Here is a 19,385-nt window from a genome sequence, read left to right on the forward strand (position 1 = left end):
GGGGCTCAAGGCTCAGGTCAACGGCTACTCGGTCGCTGCGCGCAACGCGCAGGACGGCATCAGCGTCGTGCAGGCTGCTGAAGGTGCGCTGGGCGAAGCCCAGTCGATCCTGCAGCGCATGCGTGACCTCGCGGTCCAGGCGTCCTCGGACACCAACAACGCCGACGCGCGCACCGCGATCAGCTCGGAGCTCGACGAGCTCGCGGACGAGCTCAACCGCGTCGTCGACTCGACGAACTTCAACGGCATCAACCTCCTCACCGACGCCGCCGCGGACCTCACCGTCCAGGTCGGCGCGGAGGGTGCCGGCAGCGGCAACACCATCACCATCGCCCTCGCAGCCAACAACCTGCAGGACATCATCAAGGACACGGTGTACGACGACGCGGGCGGCGCCGGCACCGCGCTGAACGTCGCGGACGCGACGAACGCCCGTACGTCGATCGAGACGATCGACACGGCGCTCAAGGCCGTGTCGACGGCTCGTTCGAACTTCGGTGCGACGCAGAACCGCCTCGAGTACGCGATCTCCAACATCAACGTCGCCGCGGAGAACCTGACCTCCGCGGAGTCGCGCATCCGCGACGTCGACATGGCCAAGGAGATGATGAACTACTCGCGCACCAACATCCTGTCCCAGGCCGGGACCGCGATGCTGGCCCAGGCCAACCAGTCCAACGCCGGAGTCCTGCAGCTCCTCGGCTGAGACTGACAGCCACCCGGCGGGCGGCGGCGTCCGCACAGGTCGCCGCCCGTCGGGTGCTCTTCTCCCCCCCCCAACCGACCTGACCCTGGCTGACGCAGCCGACCCAACGTCCTGGAGGCAATTCCCGTGGGCATCACTCTCTCCGGCCTCACGTCGAGCGGGCTCGACGTCAAGGCACTGGTGGCAGACCTCATGAAGGTCGAATCGATCCCCCAGCTCAACCTCCAGGCCAAGGTCAAGCTCCAGCGCACGGAGATCACCGCGCTCCAGGACCTCAACACGCGCATCGCCGCGCTCGCGAAGTCCGCCAAGGACCTCACGTCCCCCAACGCCCTCGCGCAGTTCAAGGCGACGAGCTCGTCGGACGCCGTCGCGGTGACGGCCAAGCCCGCCGCGGGCGCGGGCACGATCGACCTCGTGGTCGACTCCGTCGCAGCAGGCCAGAAGTCCGTGACCGGAGCCATGAGCACGGCCCCCGGCACGAAGTTCACGATCACCGACGCCAAGGGCACGCACACCGAGGTCACGGCGGCCTCCTCGTCCCTCGACGACGTCGTCGCAGCCCTCAACGGGGCCGACACGGGCGTCCGGGCCGTCAAGGTGTCCGCGGGCACCGACCCGGGCACGGGAGAGAAGCTGTTCCGCCTCCAGCTCACGTCGACCGAGACCGGCGCCGAGAACGCGTTCTCGTTCCACGCCGGCACCGCGGCCGAGGTGGACGGCGGCACCGCGACCAACCTCCTCACAGGCCCGGGCGCCGCGACCGTCACCGCCGCCGCCGACTCGTCCGTGCGCCTGTGGGCAGGGACGCCCGCCGAGCAGACCGTGACGTCGTCCACGGCCGTCTTCACCGACCTGCTCCCCGGCGTGGACGTCACGGTCGCCAAGGCGTCCACGAACCCCGTGACCATCACCGTCAACGAGGACACCGAGGCGCGCACCGCCACGGTCAAGGGCTTCGTCGACTCGGTCCAGTCGATCCTGTCCCGCATGGCCGCGCTGACCAAGGTCACGATCGCGGCCGACGGCTCGACGACGGGTGCTGCGCTGGCCGGCGAGTCCGTCGTGCGCAACGCGCGCCAGACCCTGGTCGACGCCGCGTCCTACCCGATCGACGGCGAGTCGCTCTCCTCGATCGGCATCGAGATCACCCGGACCGGTGAGGTCGTGTTCAACGCCGAGAAGCTCGAGGCGGCCCTGGCGGCGGACCCGAACAAGGTCACGGCCACGTTCAACAAGGTCGCAGCCCGGGTCCAGGACGCCGCCGAGTCCCTCTCGGACAAGTACGACGGCCAGCTGACCACCTCGATCCAGAACCGCGAGACCAACGCGAAGCGGATGGACGAGCAGATCGTCCGGTGGGACACCCGGCTCGAGCAGCGCTACAACCGGCTCAGCGCGCAGTTCACCTCGATGGAGGTGCAGCTCGCGAAGCTCGACTCCCAGCAGCAGTGGCTCACGGGACAGCTCAACGCCCTGAACCCGTCCAAGCGCTGACCCTCCCGCGAAGGAAACCCCGTGACCAACCTCGCCCAGAGCGCCTACGGGCGCGACGCCATCCTCACCGCGTCACCGGCGCGCCTGCTGACCATGCTTTACGACCGGCTGGTGCTCGACCTGCGCCGGGCCGAGGTCGCGCAGGGCGAGGAGCGCTGGACGGCGGCCTCCGAGCAGCTCCTGCACGCGCAGGCGATCGTCGCCGAGCTCATGGGGTCCCTCGACACCGCCGTCTGGGACGGCGGCGAGGACCTCCTGGCCGTGTACGTCTACGTGCACGAGGCGCTGGTCGCGGCCAACGTCCACCGGGACATCGCCCGCACGCACGAGGTGCTCGAGCTCGTCCTGCCGCTCCAGGAGACGTGGCGCCAGGCGGCCGAGGTGCTCCCCGCGGGGCACGACAGCACGTCGTCCGTCCGCACGGGCGGTGTGTCCGGTGTCGCCTGACTCTCAGCTCGTCACGGCCCGGCCCGGGACGGCTGCACCGGCGGCACCGGCTGCACCGGCGGCCTGGGGGCTGCAGCAGCCCGCACGCGTGCCGGGCTCGCCGGCCCTCGCGGACACGTCCGACCCGGCGGCCGCCCCCGGCCCGGACCTCGCCCTCGCACCGGACCCCGCCCGCGACCCGTACGACGCCCACGACGCGGCCGCGGACACGTACGCCGCCTGGTCCCGCGTGCTGGACGACCTCGCCGCGATGTCGGCGGGGGCCGGCCCCGACGCCGGCGCCGAGGTGATGGACAGGCTCGTCCGCTGGACCCCGCCGACCGACCTGGGTCGCCTGCCGGCGAGCCTGGTTGACCGCGCGCTCGAGGTCCTGGCGGGCCAGGGGCACATCGTCGACCATCTGCACGAGGCCGTCGCCGAGAACCGCCGGCACGTGAGGGCGCTGTCCGCCGTGCCGACCGTGCACGAGGCACCGGTCGCCGCCTACCTCGACGTCGAGGCCTGACCCGCTCCTGCCCGCACGACAGGCGCCTCCACGTCCGGCGGCGTCCGCACGACCGCGGCCCCACGCCCCACGACCGTGGCCCCACGCCCGGCGCTCCCGTGCCGGCCCCGCAGACGACGGCTGACTCCCGAAGGCCCTGCATAGGGTCCGAAGTGACACGACGACGCATCACCTCGCCCACGACCCGGGCCGGGGGGTGCGGCGCACGGCGGCCGCGGAGCGGCCGAGAGCTCACGGTGAGCACGGACCGCTCACCCCGCAGGCCATGGGACGGCCGACACACCTTCGACGTGGGGATACCGCGAACGTGTTCGACTCCGTGACCTCCTTGGCGCTCCAGAGCGCGCTCGACGGGCTCTCCGCCCGCCAGCGCGTGATCGCGGAGAACGTCGCCAACATCAACACCCCCGGGTACACCGCGAAGCGGGTGCAGTTCGAGCAGGCGCTGGCGTCGTCGGTCGCCTCGGGCGAGGGGCGCGTGGCGTTCAGCGTGTCGCGCTCGCTCGAGCCCACCCAGCTCAACGGTTCGAACGTCAACCTCGACACCGAGACGCTCTCCAACATCGACACCGTGCTGCGATACCAGTTCGCGACGCAGGCGGTCGGCGGCGAGGCGAGCTCGCTGCGCACCGCGATGAGGACGAGCTGAGATGACCTTCGACGCGATCGGTATCGCCAGCACCGGCCTGACCGTGCACCGCAAGTGGCTCGACGCGGTCGCCGACAACCTCTCCAACGTCAACACGGTCACGTCGACCGACGACGCCGCGTTCCGTGCCCGCTACGTGACCGTCCAGGAGGGGGGCAACGACACCCCCGGCGCGTTCGTCGCGGGCGCGGCCTGGGGCAGCGAGGAAGGGCGCGTCACGTACGAGCCGGACCACCCGCTCGCCGACGAGGACGGGTACGTGCGCTACCCGGACATCGACATGTCCGAGCAGATGGGCAGCCTCATCCTGGCCCAGCGCGGGTACCAGGCGAACGCGGCGGTCGTCGACCGGGCCAAGACGGCCTACGAAGCAGCACTCCAGATCGGGAAGTGAGCCCCATGCCTGTGTCTCCCATCGAGCCCACGACCGCGACCGGCTACCTGTCGGGCGCCGAGGCGGCGTCGGCCCTGTCCGCCCTGTCTCCCTCCGCCGCCACCGCGTCCACCGGACAGGTGGGCGCGAGCGCGTTCGCCGAGGTCCTCGGCGGCGCGGTCGACAACACCCAGCAGCTGCAGGCCGCCTCCAACGAACTGACGATCGCCGCGGTGTCGGGCGACCTGGCCGACATCCACCAGGCGACCATCGCCTCGACGCGTGCCGCGACCACCCTCGAGCTCGTCGCCACCGTGCGCAACAAGGCGGTCGACGCGTTCAACGAGATCATGAGGATGCAGGCCTGACATGCCGGAGAAGATCAAGTCGTCGTTCGGGCGCGCGTTCGGCGCCGTCCGCGACTTCACGATCGCGCAGCGCACGCTCGCGGTCCTCGCCCTCGCGATCCTCGTTGTCGCCGTGGTCGGTCTGGTGTCCTGGGTCTCGCGCCCCAGCTACGCGCCCCTGTACTCGGGCATGTCGAGCGCGGACGCCTCGGCGATCGTGGACCAGCTCAGGTCGCAGGGCGTCCCCTACCAGCTGTCCGACGGCGGAGCGACGGTGCTCGTGCCCGAGGAGCAGGTCTACGAGCAGCGGCTCACGGCCGCCGCGGCGGGGCTGCCTGCCGACGAGTCGACCGGCGGGTACTCGCTGCTCGACGAGATGGGCGTGACGTCGAGCGAGTTCCAGCAGGACGTGACGTACAAGCGCGCGCTCGAGGGTGAGCTGGCGCGCACGATCGGCGCCATGGACAACGTCTCGACCGCGACCGTGCAGCTCGCCATCCCCGAGGACACGGTATTCGCCGCGGAGAAGGGCACCCCGACGGCGTCGGTGTTCGTCGCCCCGGCGCGCGGCAAGTCGCTCGCCCCCGAGCAGGTCGAGGCCATGGTGCACCTGGTGTCCGCCTCGATCGACGGCATGAAGCCCACCGACGTCGCGGTCGTCGACCAGAGCGGCACCGTCCTGTCCGAGGTGGGTGCGGGGACCCGGTCGTCGGGCAAGCAGGCCACCGAGTACGAGGAGCGCACCGCGCGGGCCGTGCAGGCCATGCTGGACCGCGTCGTCGGCGCGGGGAACTCGACCGTCGCCGTGACGGCCGAGATGGACGTCTCGAGCTCGGAGCGTCTCGAGGAGACGTTCACCGCTCCCGAGAACGCCCCGGTGCTCAACGAGTCGACCACGACCGAGGAGTACTCCGGCACCGGTGGGGGCGGGGCCGGCGTGCTGGGGCCGGACAACATCGCGGTCCCGAACGGTGGGACCGGCGACAGCACCTACACGTCGCAGGACGCCACCCGCAACAACGCGGTCGACAAGACCACGGAGACGACGACCCGGCCTGCGGGCGCCCTGACCCGTCAGACGGTGTCGGTCGCGCTCAACGCCGACGCGGCCGTCGCGGGCAACACCGCGGCGATCACGAGCCTCGTGGCTGCCGCAGCGGGCATCAACCCGGATCGCGGGGACGTCGTCGAGGTCGAGCGGCTCGCGTTCGACACGGGAGCGGCCGACGCCGCCCAGGCGGCGCTCGCCGCGGCCGAGGCTGCGGCAGCCGCCGAGAAGCAGGGCCAGATGCTGCGGACCGGGGCGGTCGTCGCGGGCATCCTGCTGCTCCTCGTCCTCGGCCTCGTGGCCTGGTCCCGGGCCCGTCGCCGCCGCGAGCGCCGGGAGACGGTCGACATCGCCGACCTCGAGCTGCGCCCCGTGGGCGACGGCCTCGACGAGTTCGGGCCGGTGCGCGGAGGCCGGGACGACGGTGACGGTCTGCTGGAGCCCGTGCCCACGCGCCCCGAGATCCAGCCCCCGACGCCCCGCTTCTCGAGCCTGGACCAGCGTCGGGCCGAGGTGGACGCCCTCGCCGGGGCCGACCCGGACAAGACGGCCGAGTACCTGCGGGTGCTCCTCGCCGAGGACCGGGCGGTGCGGCGATGACCGTCACGACGAGCGCGCCGGGCACCGGCGTGCAGGACGCACCGACCTCCGGCGCGCCCGGCCCGGCCGTCACGCAGACGATCACGATCGACGCCCCCGACTCCGGGGAGCCACGGCTCCCGGTCGAGACGCTGCGCCGGATCGCCGGCATGTCAGGCGTCCAGAAGGTCGCGCTCGTGCTCATGCAGATGAGCCAGGACCGCGCGGCCACGGTCATGTCCTTGTTCTCCGAGGAGGAGACGGGCGAGGTCGCCGCGGAGATCATGCGGACGCAGGTCGTCGACCCCGACCTCGCGGTCGCGGCGCTCGACGAGTTCTACGACATGGCGCTGTCCGGCAGCCCTCGGCCTCGTGGCGGCAAGGACCTCGCGGTCGGGCTGCTCGAGGCCTCGCTGGGGGTCGACAAGGCGGCCGACGTCGTCGAGCGTCTCGTGGCGAGCATGCAGGGCAAGGCGTTCGAGTACCTGGACGGGACCGAGCCGGGGCAGATCATCTCGCTGCTCGACGGTGAGCACCCGCAGACGGTGGCGCTCGTCCTGGCGCACCTGAGCGCGACGGTCGCGTCGTCGGTGCTGGCCAACCTGGCCGACGACTACCGCACCGACGTGGCCCAGGCGCTGGCCACCATGGGCACGGCGTCCCCGGAGGCGGTCAAGCTCGTCTCGGACCAGTTCCGTGCCCGCATGGGGGCGAGCATCGCGCCGCGTCAGCCGGTCGAGATCATCGGGGGGGTCCAGCCGCTCGTCGACATCATCAACCGCTCGGACGTGGCGACCGAGAAGGCGCTCCTCGAGGGCCTCGAGGCGCGCGACCCGGCGTTGGCGGACGAGGTCCGTTCGCGCATGCTGACGTTCGAGGACATCGCCTCGTTCGAGGCACGAGACGTCCAGATCATCCTGCGGGGTGTGGAGATGTCGGTGCTCGCGCTCGCGATGAAGGGGACGACCGCGCGGGTCGTCGAGGCCGTCACGACCAACATCTCGGCACGCAACCGCGCGCTCCTCGACGAGGAGATCGCTGGTCTGGGAGGCGTGCGCGTGAGCCAGGTCGAGGAGGCGAGGGCAGAGATCGTCCGCATCGTCCGCGACCTCGAGGCCGACGAGAAGATCACGATCCACCGCACGGACGGGGACGAGCTTGTCTACTGAGTCGACGTTCGTCCCGAGCGCGGTGCCGGTGCTGCACAGCTCGCGGGCCCAGGAGGTGGAGGCGGCAGCGTCCGCCCGCGGGTACGCCGCGGGCTACGCCGCGGGTGCCCGCGCCGCGCAGGAGGGCGTGGACCGGCTGCGCGCGTCCCTCGAGGAGGAGCACGCGCGCCGTGCGGCCGAGCAGGTCGAGAGCATCCGGCGCACGGTGACCCTGCTGCACGAGTCGGCCCGGGTGCTCGCCGAGCGCACGGTGCCGGTCGTCGAGGCGGCACAGGTCGCGACGCTCCGCGGTGCGCTGGGTCTCGCCGAGGCGATCGTCGGCCTGCAGCTCACCGACCTGGCCCAGGCCGCGCACGCCGCGCTCGCCCGGGTGACGTCGAGCGTCGAGGCCGCGGTCGTCGAGGTGCGGATGCACCCCGACGACGTCCGCCTGCTCACCGAGGCCGGCGTCCGGGAGCCCACGCTCGTGCCCGACGCGACGTTGTGCCGGGGCGACGCCGTGGCGGACCTCGAGCACGGATTCCTCGACGCCCGCGTCGGGGCGGCGGTCGAGCGGGCCAGGACCGAGCTCGCGGCGCTCGTCGCGGTCGCGGAGCACCCGGGCACGCCGGGGCTCGACGAGGTCGCCGAGCGCCGCCACTCGGGTCGTCCCGTCGGCGGACGGGCGGGGGCATGACGGCGGTCGACCTCGTGGCCGAGGCACCCGGTCGTCCGGTCTCCGCTCCGGCGCCGTGGCGACCCGCCGCGCTCGACGACCTGGCTGCGGCCGCCCGCCCCGAGCGGGTCGGCGTCGTGTCGTCGGCGGTCGGTCTGAGCGTCGAGGTCGCGGGGCTGCGGTGCGCCCTGGGGGACCTGGTGCACATCGGGGAGGCCCCCGACGGCGTCGCGGCCGAGGTCGTGGCGACGTCGGCGGGGCTGGCTCGGTGCATGCCGCTCGGCAGGCTCACGGGGGTCGGTGCCGGTGCGCCCGTGCGCACGAGCGGCACGGGCATCCTCGTCCCCACGGGGCGGGGACTCTTCGGCCGCGTGATCGACGCCCTGGGGCGTCCGGTCGACGGCCTGGGCCCGATCGTCAGCGACGCGCGGGTGCCGGTCGACAACGAGGCCCCCTCGGCCATGGATCGTGCCCGCATCGACACGCCGCTCCAGACGGGCGTGCGCGTGCTCGACTCGCTGGTGACCCTCGGCCGGGGGCAGCGCATCGGCCTGTTCGCGGGGTCGGGCGTGGGCAAGTCGTCGTTGCTGTCCATGGTGGCCCGCGGGACGGACGCCGAGGTGTCGGTCATCGCCCTCGTCGGCGAGCGCGGGCGCGAGGTCCGCGAGTTCCTCGAGGACGACCTGGGGCCCGAGGGCCTGGCCCGCTCGGTCGTGGTCGTCGCGACGTCGGACGAGCCGGCCATGATGCGCCGCCGGGCCGCGTTCACGGCGACCCGGATCGCGGAGGCGTTCCGCGACGAGGGCGCGCACGTGGTGCTCATGATGGACTCCCTGACGCGGGTGTCCATGGCGCAGCGAGAGATCGGCCTGTCGGTCGGGGAGCCGCCCGCCACGCGCGGCTACCCGCCCTCGACCTTCTCGCTCATGGCGAACCTGCTCGAACGGGCGGGCACGGGCGTGCGCGGTTCCGTGACGGGGATCTACACGGTCCTCGTCGACGGCGACGACCACAACGAGCCGATCGCCGACCAGGCGCGCTCGATCCTCGACGGGCACGTGGTGCTCGACCGGGCCATCGCGGTCTCGGGGCACTACCCGGCCGTGGACCCGCTCGGGTCGATCTCGCGCGTCGCGTCGCGCGTGACGTCCCCGGAGCAGAGGTCGCTCGCGCTGACCCTGCGCAAGGTCCTCGCAGCGCGCCGCAAGGCGCAGGACATCCTCGACATCGGGGCCTACAAGAAGGGCACCGACCAGCTCGTCGACGCCGCGCTGGCGCACGAGCGCGCGATCGACGCCTTTCTCCAGCAAGCCATGACGGACGGCACACCGGCCGAGGAGACGTGGTCGCGCCTCGCGCGACTGACCGAGGCCCTGATCGACGGGGAGGCGTGATGAGCACGAAGTTCCGGCTCGCGGGGGTGCTGCGGTTGCGGCGGCTCGAGGAGGACACGGCCAAGGCGCGGCTCGCGAGCGCCCACGCGGACCTCGCACGGACCGTCGAGGAGGCCGGCGGGCTCTCCGCGTACCTCGAGTCGTCGCCCGACCGTGCCACGACGGGCGCCTCGCTCGCCGCGATCGCGGCCTCGCGGGCCGCCACGAGCGCGCTCTTCGCGGCCCTCGAGGCCGAGGCACGCCGCAAGTCGGCCGAGGTCGACGCGGCGTTCAGCGGGCTCCAGGGGGCGCGGACGGCGCGCCTCGGGCTCGAGAAGCTCGAGGACCGTCACGACGAGGACGTCGCGCGCGCCGAGGGCCGCGCCGAGCAGGTCACGCTCGACGAGGTCGCCTCGTCGACGTGGCGACCGACCACCGGAAGGACCACCGGAGCATGAGCATGACCCAGGCCCTGACCCGCGTCGGGGAGATCCGCACCGAGATCACGGCCCTCCAGGACCCGACGGCGTCGCGCGGCGCGTCGTCGACCGGGACGGCGGGCACGACCTCGGGCACCGGGACGGCGAGCGCGACCGACTTCGCGTCGGTGCTCGCGGCGCTCGGCGCCGGGGACGCGAAGGGCTCGTCGGACATGTTCGGCAGCCTGCTGTCGTCGCTGACCGGCACCAGCACGGGCACCGGCAGCGGCACCGGCACCGCCGCGGGGTCGCTCGACCTCGCGGGCCTGTTCTCCTCGCTCGCCGCGGGTGCGACGTCGGCCGCAGGGGCGACCTCGGTCGGCGCGGCTGGTGCCACGACGCCGTCGGCGGCCACGGGCAGAGCGACGTCGTCGGCCACCGGCAGGGCCGGTGCGATCCTCGAGACCGCCAAGCAGTACCTGGGCGTGCCGTACGTCTGGGGCGGCGAGAGCCTGGCCGAGGGCGGACTCGACTGCTCGGGCCTCGTCCAGCTCGTGTTCGGCGCGCACGGTGTCGACCTGCCGCGGGTCGCGCGGGACCAGATGCGTCAGGGCACCGAGGTCGCCTCGCTCGCGCAGGCGCAGCCCGGTGACCTCATCGTCCAGCGGGACGGCAAGCACATCGGCATCTACCTGGGCGACGGGCAGATGATCCACTCGCCCAAGCCCGGCCGGACCGTCGAGATCACTCCTGTCACGGACGCCTCCGTGACCACGATCCGCCGCGTGCTGGGCTGAGGGGCGCCGTCATGACTGCGATCACGTCGTCGCTCGTGAACCTCCTCACGCCCGCTGCCGCGCCCGGTGCGCGCCGCGGCGCGGGGGACTCCTCGGACCTGTTCGACCGGTCCCTCGCCGCAGCGTCGGACGAGACTGCCGGGCCGGTAGGCGCGTCGTCGTCCGGCGAGGAACCTCCCGTCGTGGGCACCCTGCCCGACGGCGCCGCCCACCCGGGGCTCGTCGGCGCCCCCGGCCTCCCGGGTAGCCAGGGCGGTCCCGGACCGTTCCTCGACGGGGTCCTGCCCGGTGAGGGCGGGTCGGGGGCGCCCGTCGACGGTGCCCTCGGCGAGGGCACCGACGAGTCCGACGGCGTCGACGGTCCCGGCGAGGCGGTCGGCACCGAGGGGGCCGTCCTGCTCGGCGGGCAGCCGCCCGCTGCCGTCCCGCCGGTGGTCCCCGCGCCCGTGCCTCCGGGCTCGGCCGTGCTCCCGGACCTCGTCGGTGCGCCGGGGACCGCAGGGACCGGTGGCGCCCCTGGGGCGGCGACCGGCGTCGTCGGGCCGTCCTCCGCCGGACCGGAAGAGCAGGCCCCCGGGCCCGTGCCACCGGCCGGCAGCGCGGTGTCGACCGCAGGGGAGCCGGAGGCGTTCGTCGGAGCGACCACGGCGCAGAGCACCTCGCTGCGCGGGACCTCGACGGCGACCGCCGAGGAGGCCCCCTCGGACGCCCGGCCGCTCGGCGACGTCGCCGCGCCCCCCGTCGCGGCCGGGCAGGCGTCCGGCGGGGGAGCGGGCGGCGCGTCCGACGGTTCGCGGCAGCCTGCGGGGGCGCCGGTGCCGACCGTTCCGGCGCTCAGCGCGACCGGAGCGGCTCCCGGTGCGCGGGTCCCCACGGACTCCGGGACCACGGCCCCGGCCGAGGTCGCCCCCGAGCCGACGGCGGCGCCCGGGCAGGTCGTCCCCGCGCCCGTGCCGGTGGTGCAGACCCCGGTGACCGCCGCCGTCGGGCAGGTCGCCCCTGCCCCTGCCACGCCGCAGGCGACACCCACGTTCCACGCCCAGGTCTCCGGACCCGTGTTCCAGCTCCTCGACGCGGGCGACGGCGACCACGTGCTCACGCTCTCGGTGACCCCCGACAACCTGGGCCCCGTGACCGTCCGGGCGCACATCGCGGGCGGCGAGCTGCGGATCGAGCTCTTCGCCCCGCACGACGCCGGCCGTGAGGCCCTGCGCGCCCTCGCGGGCGAGCTCCGCCGCGACCTCGCGGGCATCGCGCCGACGGCGTCGCTGTCGGTCTCGGACGCGAAGGAGGCGCCGGCGCAGGGGACCGGCCACCAGGCCGGGGCCGGCCACGGCAGCGCGGGCGACGGAGGTGCCGGCAACGGTGCCGCCGGGCGACCGGGCGAGGGGCACCCGTGGCAGTCCCGACCCGGTGGACGGCCCGGTGTCCCCGGGGCGACCACCGACCAGACCATCCAGCCGACAGTGGACGACACGACGCCGGGGGCCGCCCGGCGCCTCGACGTCCTCGTCTGAGAGAGGAACGACGTGCCGGTCACCCCCGTCACCGGGCCCGTCTCCGCCCCCGTGGAGACCGCCCCGCGCACGCAGAACGCGCGCGCTCCCAAGCAGGAGTACGACAGCGAGCTGTTCCTCGGGCTGCTCGTGACCCAGCTCCGCAACCAGGACCCGTCCAGCTCCATGGAGACCAGCGAGATCGTCGCCCAGACGACGTCGCTGGCCATGATGGAGTCCCTCAGCGCCATGAGGACCCTCGTCGAGGACTCCGCGGTGCGACAGCAGGAGGCGTTCGCGCTGCAGATGCGCGACGCGGCCGCCACCCTGCTCGGCAAGGAGGTGTCCTACCTCGACGCGGACGGCGTCGAGCACAAGGGCATCGCCACGGCGGTGTCCTACAAGGACGCCGTCCCCACGGTGACGATCGGCGACAAGAGCATCGCGCTCGACAAGGTCTCCGGCGTCACCGGCACGGTCAGCACGGATGCCACCGAACCCCCACCCGCCACGGACGGCGCAACCGACAGCCAGGCCGGCGCAGCCGCCTGACCCGAAAGGACTCTCGTGCTCCGTTCTCTCAACACCGGAATCTCCGGTCTGCGCGCCCACCAGAACATGCTGGACGTGACCGGCAACAACATCGCCAACGTCAACACGACCGGCTTCAAGTCCTCGCGCACCCAGTTCCAGGACACGCTCTCGCAGCTCGTCGCCGCGGGCGTCGCCCCCGACCAGCAGGTCGGTGGGTCCAACCCCGCGCAGATCGGCCTCGGCGTCACGACCGCGGCGATCACGACGCAGTTCACGCAGGGCGCGTCACAGGCCACGGGCGTGGCGACCGACCTCATGATCGACGGCGACGGGTTCTTCGTCGTCGAGAGCGGTGGCCAGCAGCTCTACACCCGCAACGGTGCGTTCGACTTCGACGCGAGCGGCCGACTGGTCAACGCCGACGGCGCGTTCGTCCGCGGCTGGACCGCGGTCAACGGCGTCGTCAACACGAGCGGCCCCCTCGGCCGTCTCACGATCCCCGTCGGCGACGTCGCCCCGCCCGAGGCGACGACGAGCGTCACGCTCGGCGGCAACCTGCCCGCCGACGCGAAGGACGGCACCAAGGTCGTGCGCGACATCGAGATCTTCGACGAGCTGGGCACGTCGACCAAGCTGTCGCTCGAGTTCACCGCGACCGGCGGGGAGTGGTCCGTGAGCGCGCTCGACACCGCGACCGGCACGGTCATCGGGGGGCCGCAGGACCTGACCTTCACCGACGGCGCCCTCACGTCCGGCGGGTCGCTCACCGTCGCGGGCGTGGCCATCGACTTCGGCACCGTCACGTCCTACGCGGGCCTGTCGAACGTCGCGGTCTCGGCCAAGGACGGTGCCGCGGCGGGGTCGCTCAAGTCGTACTCGGTCTCCGGGAACGGCTCGATCATCGGCACCTACTCGAACGGCAAGACCGCCGTCCTCGGACAGGTCGCGCTCGCGTCCTTCACCAACATGGGCGGCCTCGAGAAGGCGGGCGGCTCGACCTACGCGGCCACGCAGTACTCGGGCGAGGTCATCGTGGGCGGCGCCGGCGACCAGGGCATGGGCAAGATCACGGCCGGCTACCTCGAGATGTCGAACGTGGACCTCTCGCAGGAGTTCACCAACCTCATCGTGTCCCAGCGCGGGTTCCAGGCGAACTCGCGCGTCATCACCACCTCCGACGAGGTGCTGACCGAGCTCGTCAACCTCAAGCGTTGACGACCGCCGCGCGCGGGGCGGCGCGCGGTCACCACGGCGCCCCCGGGACGGCACGTCCCGGGGGCGCCGTGGTGCGCGGGCGGGGCGGGAAGCGAGGGCCGTCCGGCCGGACTTCTCGCCCGGCGCGCACCCGCCCGGCCGTCGCGGCGGGTTCAGCCACCCTCCCCGTTCACGAGAGCACGAGGGCTGCCGAGAGTACGGATCAGCGGGGCACGGCCGACCGGCGGTGCACCGCGCCCCGAGAGGCCTGGCTCGTCGCCCTCGCACCCTCCGACCGACCCGACCCGAAGGTGGAACCGTGATCGTCCTCACGCGCTTCAGCTCCGAGCGCATCGCGATCAACGCGGACCTCGTGGCCCGTGTCGAGACCAACCCGGACACCCGGGTCACGCTGATCGACGGTTCCCGATACATCGTCACCGAGTCGATGGAGGACGTGATCCGACTGGTCGAGGAGCACAAGGCCCGCGTCCTGCTGATCGCGCAGTCCATGACCAGCATCGGTGAGCGCACGCCGCTCGGCATCGTGCCGGACCGGCCCGATCCTGAGGCCGACGACCGGGCCCCGGTCGCCGTGACCCCGCTCCCCACCCCGAGGAAGTAGGCCCCATGGATCCCGCAACCATCATCGGCATCCTGTTCGCGTTCGGTGCGCTCGTCGCGATGGTGCTCCTCGAGGGAGCCCAGATCACGTCGATCCTGCTGCCCGCGCCGATCATCCTCGTCTTCGGTGCCAGCATCCTCGTCGCGGTCGCGTCGGGCACGGTGCGCGACGCGCTCCAGGCGATCAAGGCGCTGCCGAGGGCGTTCGTGGCCAAGCCGGCCCGACCGGCCGACGCGATCGAGGAGGTCGTGCGCGCTGCCGAGATCGTGCAGAACGACGGTGGCCTCCTCGCGCTCGAGGCAGAGTCCCAGAAGACCGACGACCCGTTCCAGCGCAGCGCCCTCCAGTCCTTGGCGGACGGTGCCGACGCCGACCAGCTCCGCACCCTGCTCGAGGAACGCATCGAGACCAAGAGCCGCGAGGACGCCGTCGCCTACGACTTCTACAACGCCATCGGCGGGTACGCCCCGACCATCGGCATCGTCGGCACCGTCGTGTCGCTGACCCACGTCCTGGAGAACCTCTCCGACCCGGCAGAGCTCGGCCACATGATCGCCGCCGCGTTCATCGCGACCCTGTGGGGCATCCTGTCGGCGAACTTCATCTGGCTGCCCATCGGCGCCAAGCTCAAGCGCATCTCCGACCTCGAGATCCAGCGGCTCGACGTGCTGCTCGAGGGGTACATGTCGATCCAGGCGGGCGCCCGCGCCCGCGTGATCGACGAACGGCTCAAGACCATGGTCCCCGACTGGTCGCTGCCCACGGGCAAGGCCGCCTGATGAGCGGCCGCTCGGCGGGGCACGGTCGGCGCCGGCGAGGCGGCGGCGGGGGCGGCGGCGGCGGGGGAGGCCACGACACGGGCGGCAGCGGTCGCTGGATGGTCTCCTACATGGACATGGTCACGGTCATCATGTGCCTGTTCATCGTGCTGTTCGCCATCAGCTCGGTCGACCAGGACAAGTACCAGGAGCTCAAGTCGTCGCTCGCGGCGGGCTTCGGCACGATCGAGGACGCCGACGTCGTGGAGGCGGTCATCGACAACCCGGCCACAGAACCTCCTGCCGACGTCGAGACGGACCTCGAACGGGCCCTGGCCGAGGTCGCCGACCTGACCGGGCTGCGCGACGCGATGGCGAAGGACCTCGAGGCCTACGGGATGTCCGAGACCGTGAGGTTCGAGATCGACGAGCGCGGCCTCACGGTGCGCCTGGTGTCGGCCGACACGTTCTTCTCGCCGGGCAGCGCCGACCTCACCGACGAGGCGCGTTCGGTCCTGCAGATCATCGGTCCGGTGCTCGCTCCGACGCCCTACGAGATCCAGGTCGAGGGGAACGCCGACTACAAGTCGACCGTGGGGTCTCGCTTCCCCACGAACTGGGAGCTGTCGTCGTCGCGCGCCACGGCGGTCCTGCGCCACCTCGTCGAGCACAGCGGCCTGACCGAGCACCGCATCGCCGCCGTGGGGTTCGGGTCGGCCCGGCCGCTCGCCGGGGGGACGCATCCCGAGGCGCTCGCCGCCAACCGGCGCGTCGACATCATGGTCCTGTCCGCGCAGCCCGAGGCCGTGCGAGCGCTCATCCCCGAGGTCCTCGGTGGCACGCTCACCGCGGCGGATGTCCCGGCGGCGGAGTCGGCGCAGCGTGCGTCCCAGGCGGCCTCGGCCGGTACGGCGGCCGGGACCGGCTGACACCCTGGGGCCGCCGGGCAGGACGTCGCCCGGCCAGGGCGGCCCCTCCCGCTCGGTGGCCCCGGTGCTCGTCCGGTCGGCGCGCAGGCTCTCCCTCGCCCGCCTGCATAGGAGACCGACGTGAGCACGACGACACCCGTCAGGGTCCAGGGTCCCGCCGACCGGCGCAAGGTCGAGGTCTACGACTTCCGTCGCCCGACGACGCTCGTGCGTGAGCACCACCGCATCCTCGAGATGGCGTTCGAGAGCTTCGCCCGCCAGTGGGGCACCCAGCTGACGGCCCGTGTCCGGGTCGTCTCCCAGGTGAGCCTGGCCGCGGTGACCATGCGCACGTACGACGACTACGTGGCCGACCTGCCGGTCACGACCGCGGTCGTCGTGTGCGAGATCGACGGCATCAACCCGCGAGCCGTGCTGCAGTTCCCCCACACCGATGCCCTGACGTGGATCGCGCACATGCTCGGTGCCGGTCCCTACATCCCGGCCATCGACCGCAAGTTCACCGACGTCGAGCGCGCCCTCGTCACCTCGCTCGTCACCGAGACGCTGCGCGACCTGCGGCACTCGATGGGCCGGCTCCTGGAGACGCCGCTGAAGATCGGCTCGATCCAGCACAACTCGCAGTTCGTGCAGGCCGCGCCGACCGCCGAGCTCATGATCGTCGCGGAGTTCAACCTGCGCGTGGGCGACGGCCCCTGCACGGCCACCCTGGCCCTGCCCGCGACCGCCCTGCTGCCGCACCTCGGCGAGGCGAACCCGGCCGACGACCCGGCCGACGCCGCTGCTCGCACCAGGCGTCACCTCGCCCGGTCCCTGGTCGACGTCACCGTCGAGCTGTCGAGCGCGGTCATGACGCCGGTCGAGGTCGTCGAGCTCGCCGTCGGTGACGTCGTCCGCCTGCCGCACAACCGGTCCCGCCCGCTCGACGTCATCGTCGACGGCCACGTCCTGGCGCGCGGCGCGGTCGGCTCGTCCGGCTCCCGCCTCGCCTGCCGCATCGTCACCACCGAGGAGAACTGAAGCATGAGCACCGCCACCACCGCCGACCGCACGGCCGTCGAGGCCGCGGTCGAGGCCGCCCGGGCCCTCGTCGAGCTCGTCCCGACCAGCACGCCTCTCTCCGCCGCGCTCTCGGGCGGCGCGCCGGTCGGCCCGCAGGCCGTGACCGCTGTCGTCGCGTCGTACGTCGGGGACACGGGGACCGACATGGCGCTCGCGCTCATCGACGAGTCCTCGCTCGCCGACGCGTCCGAGAGCCCGACCCTCGACATGACCGACCTCCTGCGCCCGGCGCTCGAGGCGGCTGGAGCCACGACGGGCGTCGGTGTGCTCGGCGACGTCCGTGTCGCCGACGCGACCGAGCTCTTCGAGGACGAGGAGGCCGTCGTCTTCGAGCTCTCCGCGGGTGGCGGGCCGACTGCCGGCTGGTTCGTGGTCCGCACGCGCAAGACCCTGCGCGGCCTGCCCGACGAGGCCATGACGGGCAGCCGGCTCGCGCGCATCTCCAACGTCGAGATGCGGCTCGCGGTCGTCGTCGGGCACACGCGGATGCCCGTCCGCGAGGTGCTCAACCTCGAACCCGGCGCCGTCGTCGAGCTCGACCGCTCGGCCGGTGCGCCCGCCGACGTGCAGCTCAACGGCCGGACCATCGCCAAGGGGGAGGTCGTGGTCGTCGACGGTGGCGACTACGGCGTGCGGATCACCAAGATCCTCGACGCGGACGACTGAGCCCGTGGACGTCACCACCGTGCTGCGGGTCGCCTTCTCCCTGGCGGTCGTCATGGGGCTGCTGTGGCTGTCGTACCGGGTCGCCGACCGGAGCAGGCGCCAGACGCCCGGCGGCCGCGGCGCACAGCTCACCGTCGTCGCCCGCCAGGGACTGAGCCAGAAGAGCGCCGCGGTGCTCCTCGACTCGGGCGGCACCCGCTACCTGCTCGGGGTCACCGAGTCGTCGGTCACGGTGATCGACCAGGGACCTGCCCCCGCGCCTGCCGCCTCGGCCGTGGCCGCAGGCCCCAAGCACGCCGTGCGCGACGCGTCGGCCGCCCGCCTCGGTCCCTTCAACGTGGTGAAGTCGACGACCGGACCCCGGCCCACGGTCACGGGAGGTGCCGTGGCCGCCCGGACGGCGGTCGAGCACGGAGCGCCGACCGACGCGGCGGACCCGGCCGACCAGGTTCCCGGGCCCGGCCTCGCCGGGCCGGCGGCAGGTCCGTCGTTCGACGAGGCCGTCCTGGCCGCTCAGGTCTGGCTCGACGAGGCCCCCGTCGCGACGGCCGCCGCACCGGTCGGCCCCCGGCGCGCGGTGACTGTGGCCGCCCTGGCCGCTGCGCCGTCGGGCGTTCGCTCCGACGCGCTGGACCCGACCACGGTGCGCTCCTTCCTGGCCGCCGACACCTGGCGCCAGGCCGCCCGCGCCGTGTGGGGGCCCCGGCGATGACCGTCGTCGTCCCGGCGCGCCAGGGGGCGCGCCGCGCCGTGGCGCTGGCCGCGGCCCTGCTCCTCGTCGCGCTCGTCCTCGTGGCGACCGTGCTCCTCGCCCCGTCCGCGAGCGCCGCCCCGACGGACCCCACGGCGCCGACCGCACCGGTCGACCCGACCGCTCCCGACGGCGGCAGCAGCTTCTCGGTCGAGATCAACGGTCCGAACGGTGAGCCGTCGTCGTCCCTCGTGACGCTCGTGGGCATCACGCTGCTGTCGCTGGCCCCGACGCTGCTGCTCATGATGACGTCGTTCACGAAGGTCTTCGTGGTGCTGTCGCTGACGCGCAACGCGCTGGGCACAGGGACGGTGCCGCCCAACATGGTCCTCGCGGGGCTCGCCCTGTTCCTGTCGATGTTCATCATGTGGCCCGTGTTCGGCGAGATCAACGACGCCGCCGTCCAGCCCTACCTGGCGGGCACCACGACGTTCAGCCAGGCGCTCGACGCGGGCTCCGAGCCCTTGCGCGAGTTCATGCTCGCGCACACGCGCGAGGAGGACCTCGCCCTCATGACGCGTGCGGCCGACCTCGACAACCCGGCGACCATGGCCGACGTGCCGCTGACCACGCTCGTGCCGGCGTTCGTCATCTCGGAGCTGCGGGCCGCGTTCATCATCGGCTTCGTGATCTTCGTGCCGTTCCTCGTGATCGACCTGGTCGTGGCCGCGGCGCTCATGAGCATGGGCATGATGATGCTCCCGCCGACCATGATCTCGCTGCCGTTCAAGCTCCTGCTGTTCGTCCTGGTCGACGGGTGGGCGCTCATCACGACCTCGCTCATCGGCTCGTACGGGGTGGGCTGA

The 19,385-nt window shown here is 73.0% G+C and carries 23 protein-coding genes; all 23 read left to right on the top strand.

Annotated elements, in window-relative coordinates; translation table 11 throughout:
* On the top strand, positions 1–706 hold a 706-nt coding region (locus ACFVQ3_RS09000), incomplete at its 5' end, for a flagellin (protein ID WP_387637721.1).
* 126 nt (positions 707–832) lie between these two features.
* Complete coding sequence (gene fliD / locus ACFVQ3_RS09005; RefSeq protein WP_387637723.1) at positions 833–2,203, top strand: flagellar filament capping protein FliD; 1,371 nt, start codon at positions 833–835, stop codon at positions 2,201–2,203.
* Between the two features lie 21 nt (positions 2,204–2,224).
* Complete coding sequence (gene fliS / locus ACFVQ3_RS09010; protein WP_387637726.1) at positions 2,225–2,650, top strand: flagellar export chaperone FliS; 426 nt, start codon at positions 2,225–2,227, stop codon at positions 2,648–2,650.
* Complete coding sequence (locus ACFVQ3_RS09015; RefSeq protein ID WP_387637729.1) at positions 2,640–3,155, top strand: hypothetical protein; 516 nt, start codon at positions 2,640–2,642, stop codon at positions 3,153–3,155. Before fliS ends, ACFVQ3_RS09015 begins: the two co-directional genes overlap by 11 nt.
* A gap of 307 nt (positions 3,156–3,462) precedes the next feature.
* The gene (locus tag ACFVQ3_RS09020) at positions 3,463–3,804 is read left to right on the top strand and encodes a flagellar basal body rod protein FlgB (RefSeq protein ID WP_387637732.1); all 342 of its coding nucleotides are present in this window, start codon (positions 3,463–3,465) and stop codon (positions 3,802–3,804) included.
* A 1-nt stretch (position 3,805) separates the two neighbouring features.
* Positions 3,806–4,198 carry a flagellar basal body rod protein FlgC gene (locus ACFVQ3_RS09025; protein WP_138825784.1) on the top strand — a complete coding sequence of 131 codons (393 nt, stop codon included), beginning with the start codon at positions 3,806–3,808 and terminating at the stop codon, positions 4,196–4,198.
* 5 nt (positions 4,199–4,203) lie between these two features.
* The gene (gene fliE, locus ACFVQ3_RS09030; RefSeq protein ID WP_387637734.1) at positions 4,204–4,545 is read left to right on the top strand and encodes a flagellar hook-basal body complex protein FliE; all 342 of its coding nucleotides are present in this window, start codon (positions 4,204–4,206) and stop codon (positions 4,543–4,545) included.
* A gap of 1 nt (position 4,546) precedes the next feature.
* Positions 4,547–6,172, top strand: a complete 1,626-nt coding sequence (gene fliF / locus ACFVQ3_RS09035) for a flagellar basal-body MS-ring/collar protein FliF (protein WP_387637737.1) — start codon at positions 4,547–4,549, stop codon at positions 6,170–6,172.
* On the top strand, positions 6,169–7,320 hold the full coding sequence (gene fliG / locus ACFVQ3_RS09040; RefSeq protein ID WP_387637739.1) for a flagellar motor switch protein FliG: 1,152 nt from the start codon (positions 6,169–6,171) through the stop codon (positions 7,318–7,320). Before fliF ends, fliG begins: the two co-directional genes overlap by 4 nt.
* Entirely contained in the window at positions 7,310–7,996 is a 687-nt protein-coding gene (locus tag ACFVQ3_RS09045; protein WP_387637742.1) for a hypothetical protein, read from the top strand. The genes fliG and ACFVQ3_RS09045 overlap by 11 nt, the downstream gene beginning before the upstream one ends.
* Positions 7,993–9,369, top strand: coding sequence for a FliI/YscN family ATPase (locus tag ACFVQ3_RS09050; RefSeq protein WP_387637745.1), 1,377 nt, complete (start codon positions 7,993–7,995; stop codon positions 9,367–9,369). Before ACFVQ3_RS09045 ends, ACFVQ3_RS09050 begins: the two co-directional genes overlap by 4 nt.
* Positions 9,369–9,806, top strand: coding sequence for a flagellar export protein FliJ (locus ACFVQ3_RS09055; RefSeq protein WP_387637748.1), 438 nt, complete (start codon positions 9,369–9,371; stop codon positions 9,804–9,806). Before ACFVQ3_RS09050 ends, ACFVQ3_RS09055 begins: the two co-directional genes overlap by 1 nt.
* The gene (locus ACFVQ3_RS09060; protein WP_387637751.1) at positions 9,803–10,564 is read left to right on the top strand and encodes a C40 family peptidase; all 762 of its coding nucleotides are present in this window, start codon (positions 9,803–9,805) and stop codon (positions 10,562–10,564) included. Before ACFVQ3_RS09055 ends, ACFVQ3_RS09060 begins: the two co-directional genes overlap by 4 nt.
* A gap of 11 nt (positions 10,565–10,575) precedes the next feature.
* Positions 10,576–12,081 (top strand): flagellar hook-length control protein FliK, encoded by a 1,506-nt coding sequence (locus tag ACFVQ3_RS09065; protein ID WP_387637753.1) that lies wholly within the window; start codon positions 10,576–10,578, stop codon positions 12,079–12,081.
* Positions 12,082–12,093: 12 nt separating this feature from the next.
* A complete protein-coding gene (locus tag ACFVQ3_RS09070) occupies positions 12,094–12,612 on the top strand; it encodes a flagellar hook assembly protein FlgD (protein WP_138825769.1) in 519 nt (172 codons plus the stop codon).
* A gap of 15 nt (positions 12,613–12,627) precedes the next feature.
* Positions 12,628–13,809: a flagellar hook protein FlgE gene (locus tag ACFVQ3_RS09075; RefSeq protein ID WP_387637755.1), complete on the top strand. Its 1,182-nt coding sequence runs from the start codon at positions 12,628–12,630 to the stop codon at positions 13,807–13,809.
* Between the two features lie 298 nt (positions 13,810–14,107).
* Entirely contained in the window at positions 14,108–14,413 is a 306-nt protein-coding gene (locus ACFVQ3_RS09080; RefSeq protein ID WP_387637757.1) for a flagellar FlbD family protein, read from the top strand.
* 5 nt (positions 14,414–14,418) lie between these two features.
* Positions 14,419–15,192 carry a motility protein A gene (locus ACFVQ3_RS09085; protein WP_387637759.1) on the top strand — a complete coding sequence of 258 codons (774 nt, stop codon included), beginning with the start codon at positions 14,419–14,421 and terminating at the stop codon, positions 15,190–15,192.
* On the top strand, positions 15,192–16,100 hold the full coding sequence (locus ACFVQ3_RS09090) for a flagellar motor protein MotB (RefSeq protein ID WP_387637761.1): 909 nt from the start codon (positions 15,192–15,194) through the stop codon (positions 16,098–16,100). The genes ACFVQ3_RS09085 and ACFVQ3_RS09090 overlap by 1 nt, the downstream gene beginning before the upstream one ends.
* A 120-nt stretch (positions 16,101–16,220) precedes the next feature.
* A complete protein-coding gene (locus ACFVQ3_RS09095) occupies positions 16,221–17,120 on the top strand; it encodes a flagellar motor switch protein FliM (RefSeq protein WP_387637764.1) in 900 nt (299 codons plus the stop codon).
* 3 nt (positions 17,121–17,123) lie between these two features.
* Complete coding sequence (gene fliN, locus ACFVQ3_RS09100; RefSeq protein ID WP_387637766.1) at positions 17,124–17,828, top strand: flagellar motor switch protein FliN; 705 nt, start codon at positions 17,124–17,126, stop codon at positions 17,826–17,828.
* A 4-nt stretch (positions 17,829–17,832) separates the two neighbouring features.
* The gene (locus ACFVQ3_RS09105) at positions 17,833–18,540 is read left to right on the top strand and encodes a FliO/MopB family protein (RefSeq protein ID WP_387637768.1); all 708 of its coding nucleotides are present in this window, start codon (positions 17,833–17,835) and stop codon (positions 18,538–18,540) included.
* Positions 18,537–19,385: a flagellar type III secretion system pore protein FliP gene (gene fliP, locus ACFVQ3_RS09110; RefSeq protein WP_387637771.1), complete on the top strand. Its 849-nt coding sequence runs from the start codon at positions 18,537–18,539 to the stop codon at positions 19,383–19,385. Before ACFVQ3_RS09105 ends, fliP begins: the two co-directional genes overlap by 4 nt.

Origin of the sequence: Oerskovia sp. NPDC057915 (assembly GCF_042887685.1) — a bacterium.
In the GTDB taxonomy this organism is placed as follows: Bacteria; Actinomycetota; Actinomycetes; order Actinomycetales; family Cellulomonadaceae; genus Oerskovia.

Bases quoted from the DNA above. Each gene is read 5' to 3' on its own strand.
- ACFVQ3_RS09025 (WP_138825784.1), top strand. From the start codon at position 3,806: ATGACCTTCGACGCGATCGGTATCGCCAGCACCGGCCTGACCGTGCAC.
- fliE (WP_387637734.1), top strand. From the start codon at position 4,204: ATGCCTGTGTCTCCCATCGAGCCCACGACCGCGACCGGCTACCTGTCG.
- fliF (WP_387637737.1), top strand. From the start codon at position 4,547: ATGCCGGAGAAGATCAAGTCGTCGTTCGGGCGCGCGTTCGGCGCCGTC.
- fliG (WP_387637739.1), top strand. From the start codon at position 6,169: ATGACCGTCACGACGAGCGCGCCGGGCACCGGCGTGCAGGACGCACCG.
- ACFVQ3_RS09050 (WP_387637745.1), top strand. From the start codon at position 7,993: ATGACGGCGGTCGACCTCGTGGCCGAGGCACCCGGTCGTCCGGTCTCC.
- ACFVQ3_RS09055 (WP_387637748.1), top strand. From the start codon at position 9,369: ATGAGCACGAAGTTCCGGCTCGCGGGGGTGCTGCGGTTGCGGCGGCTC.
- ACFVQ3_RS09060 (WP_387637751.1), top strand. From the start codon at position 9,803: ATGAGCATGACCCAGGCCCTGACCCGCGTCGGGGAGATCCGCACCGAG.
- ACFVQ3_RS09065 (WP_387637753.1), top strand. From the start codon at position 10,576: ATGACTGCGATCACGTCGTCGCTCGTGAACCTCCTCACGCCCGCTGCC.
- ACFVQ3_RS09085 (WP_387637759.1), top strand. From the start codon at position 14,419: ATGGATCCCGCAACCATCATCGGCATCCTGTTCGCGTTCGGTGCGCTC.
- ACFVQ3_RS09090 (WP_387637761.1), top strand. From the start codon at position 15,192: ATGAGCGGCCGCTCGGCGGGGCACGGTCGGCGCCGGCGAGGCGGCGGC.
- fliN (WP_387637766.1), top strand. From the start codon at position 17,124: ATGAGCACCGCCACCACCGCCGACCGCACGGCCGTCGAGGCCGCGGTC.
- fliP (WP_387637771.1), top strand. From the start codon at position 18,537: ATGACCGTCGTCGTCCCGGCGCGCCAGGGGGCGCGCCGCGCCGTGGCG.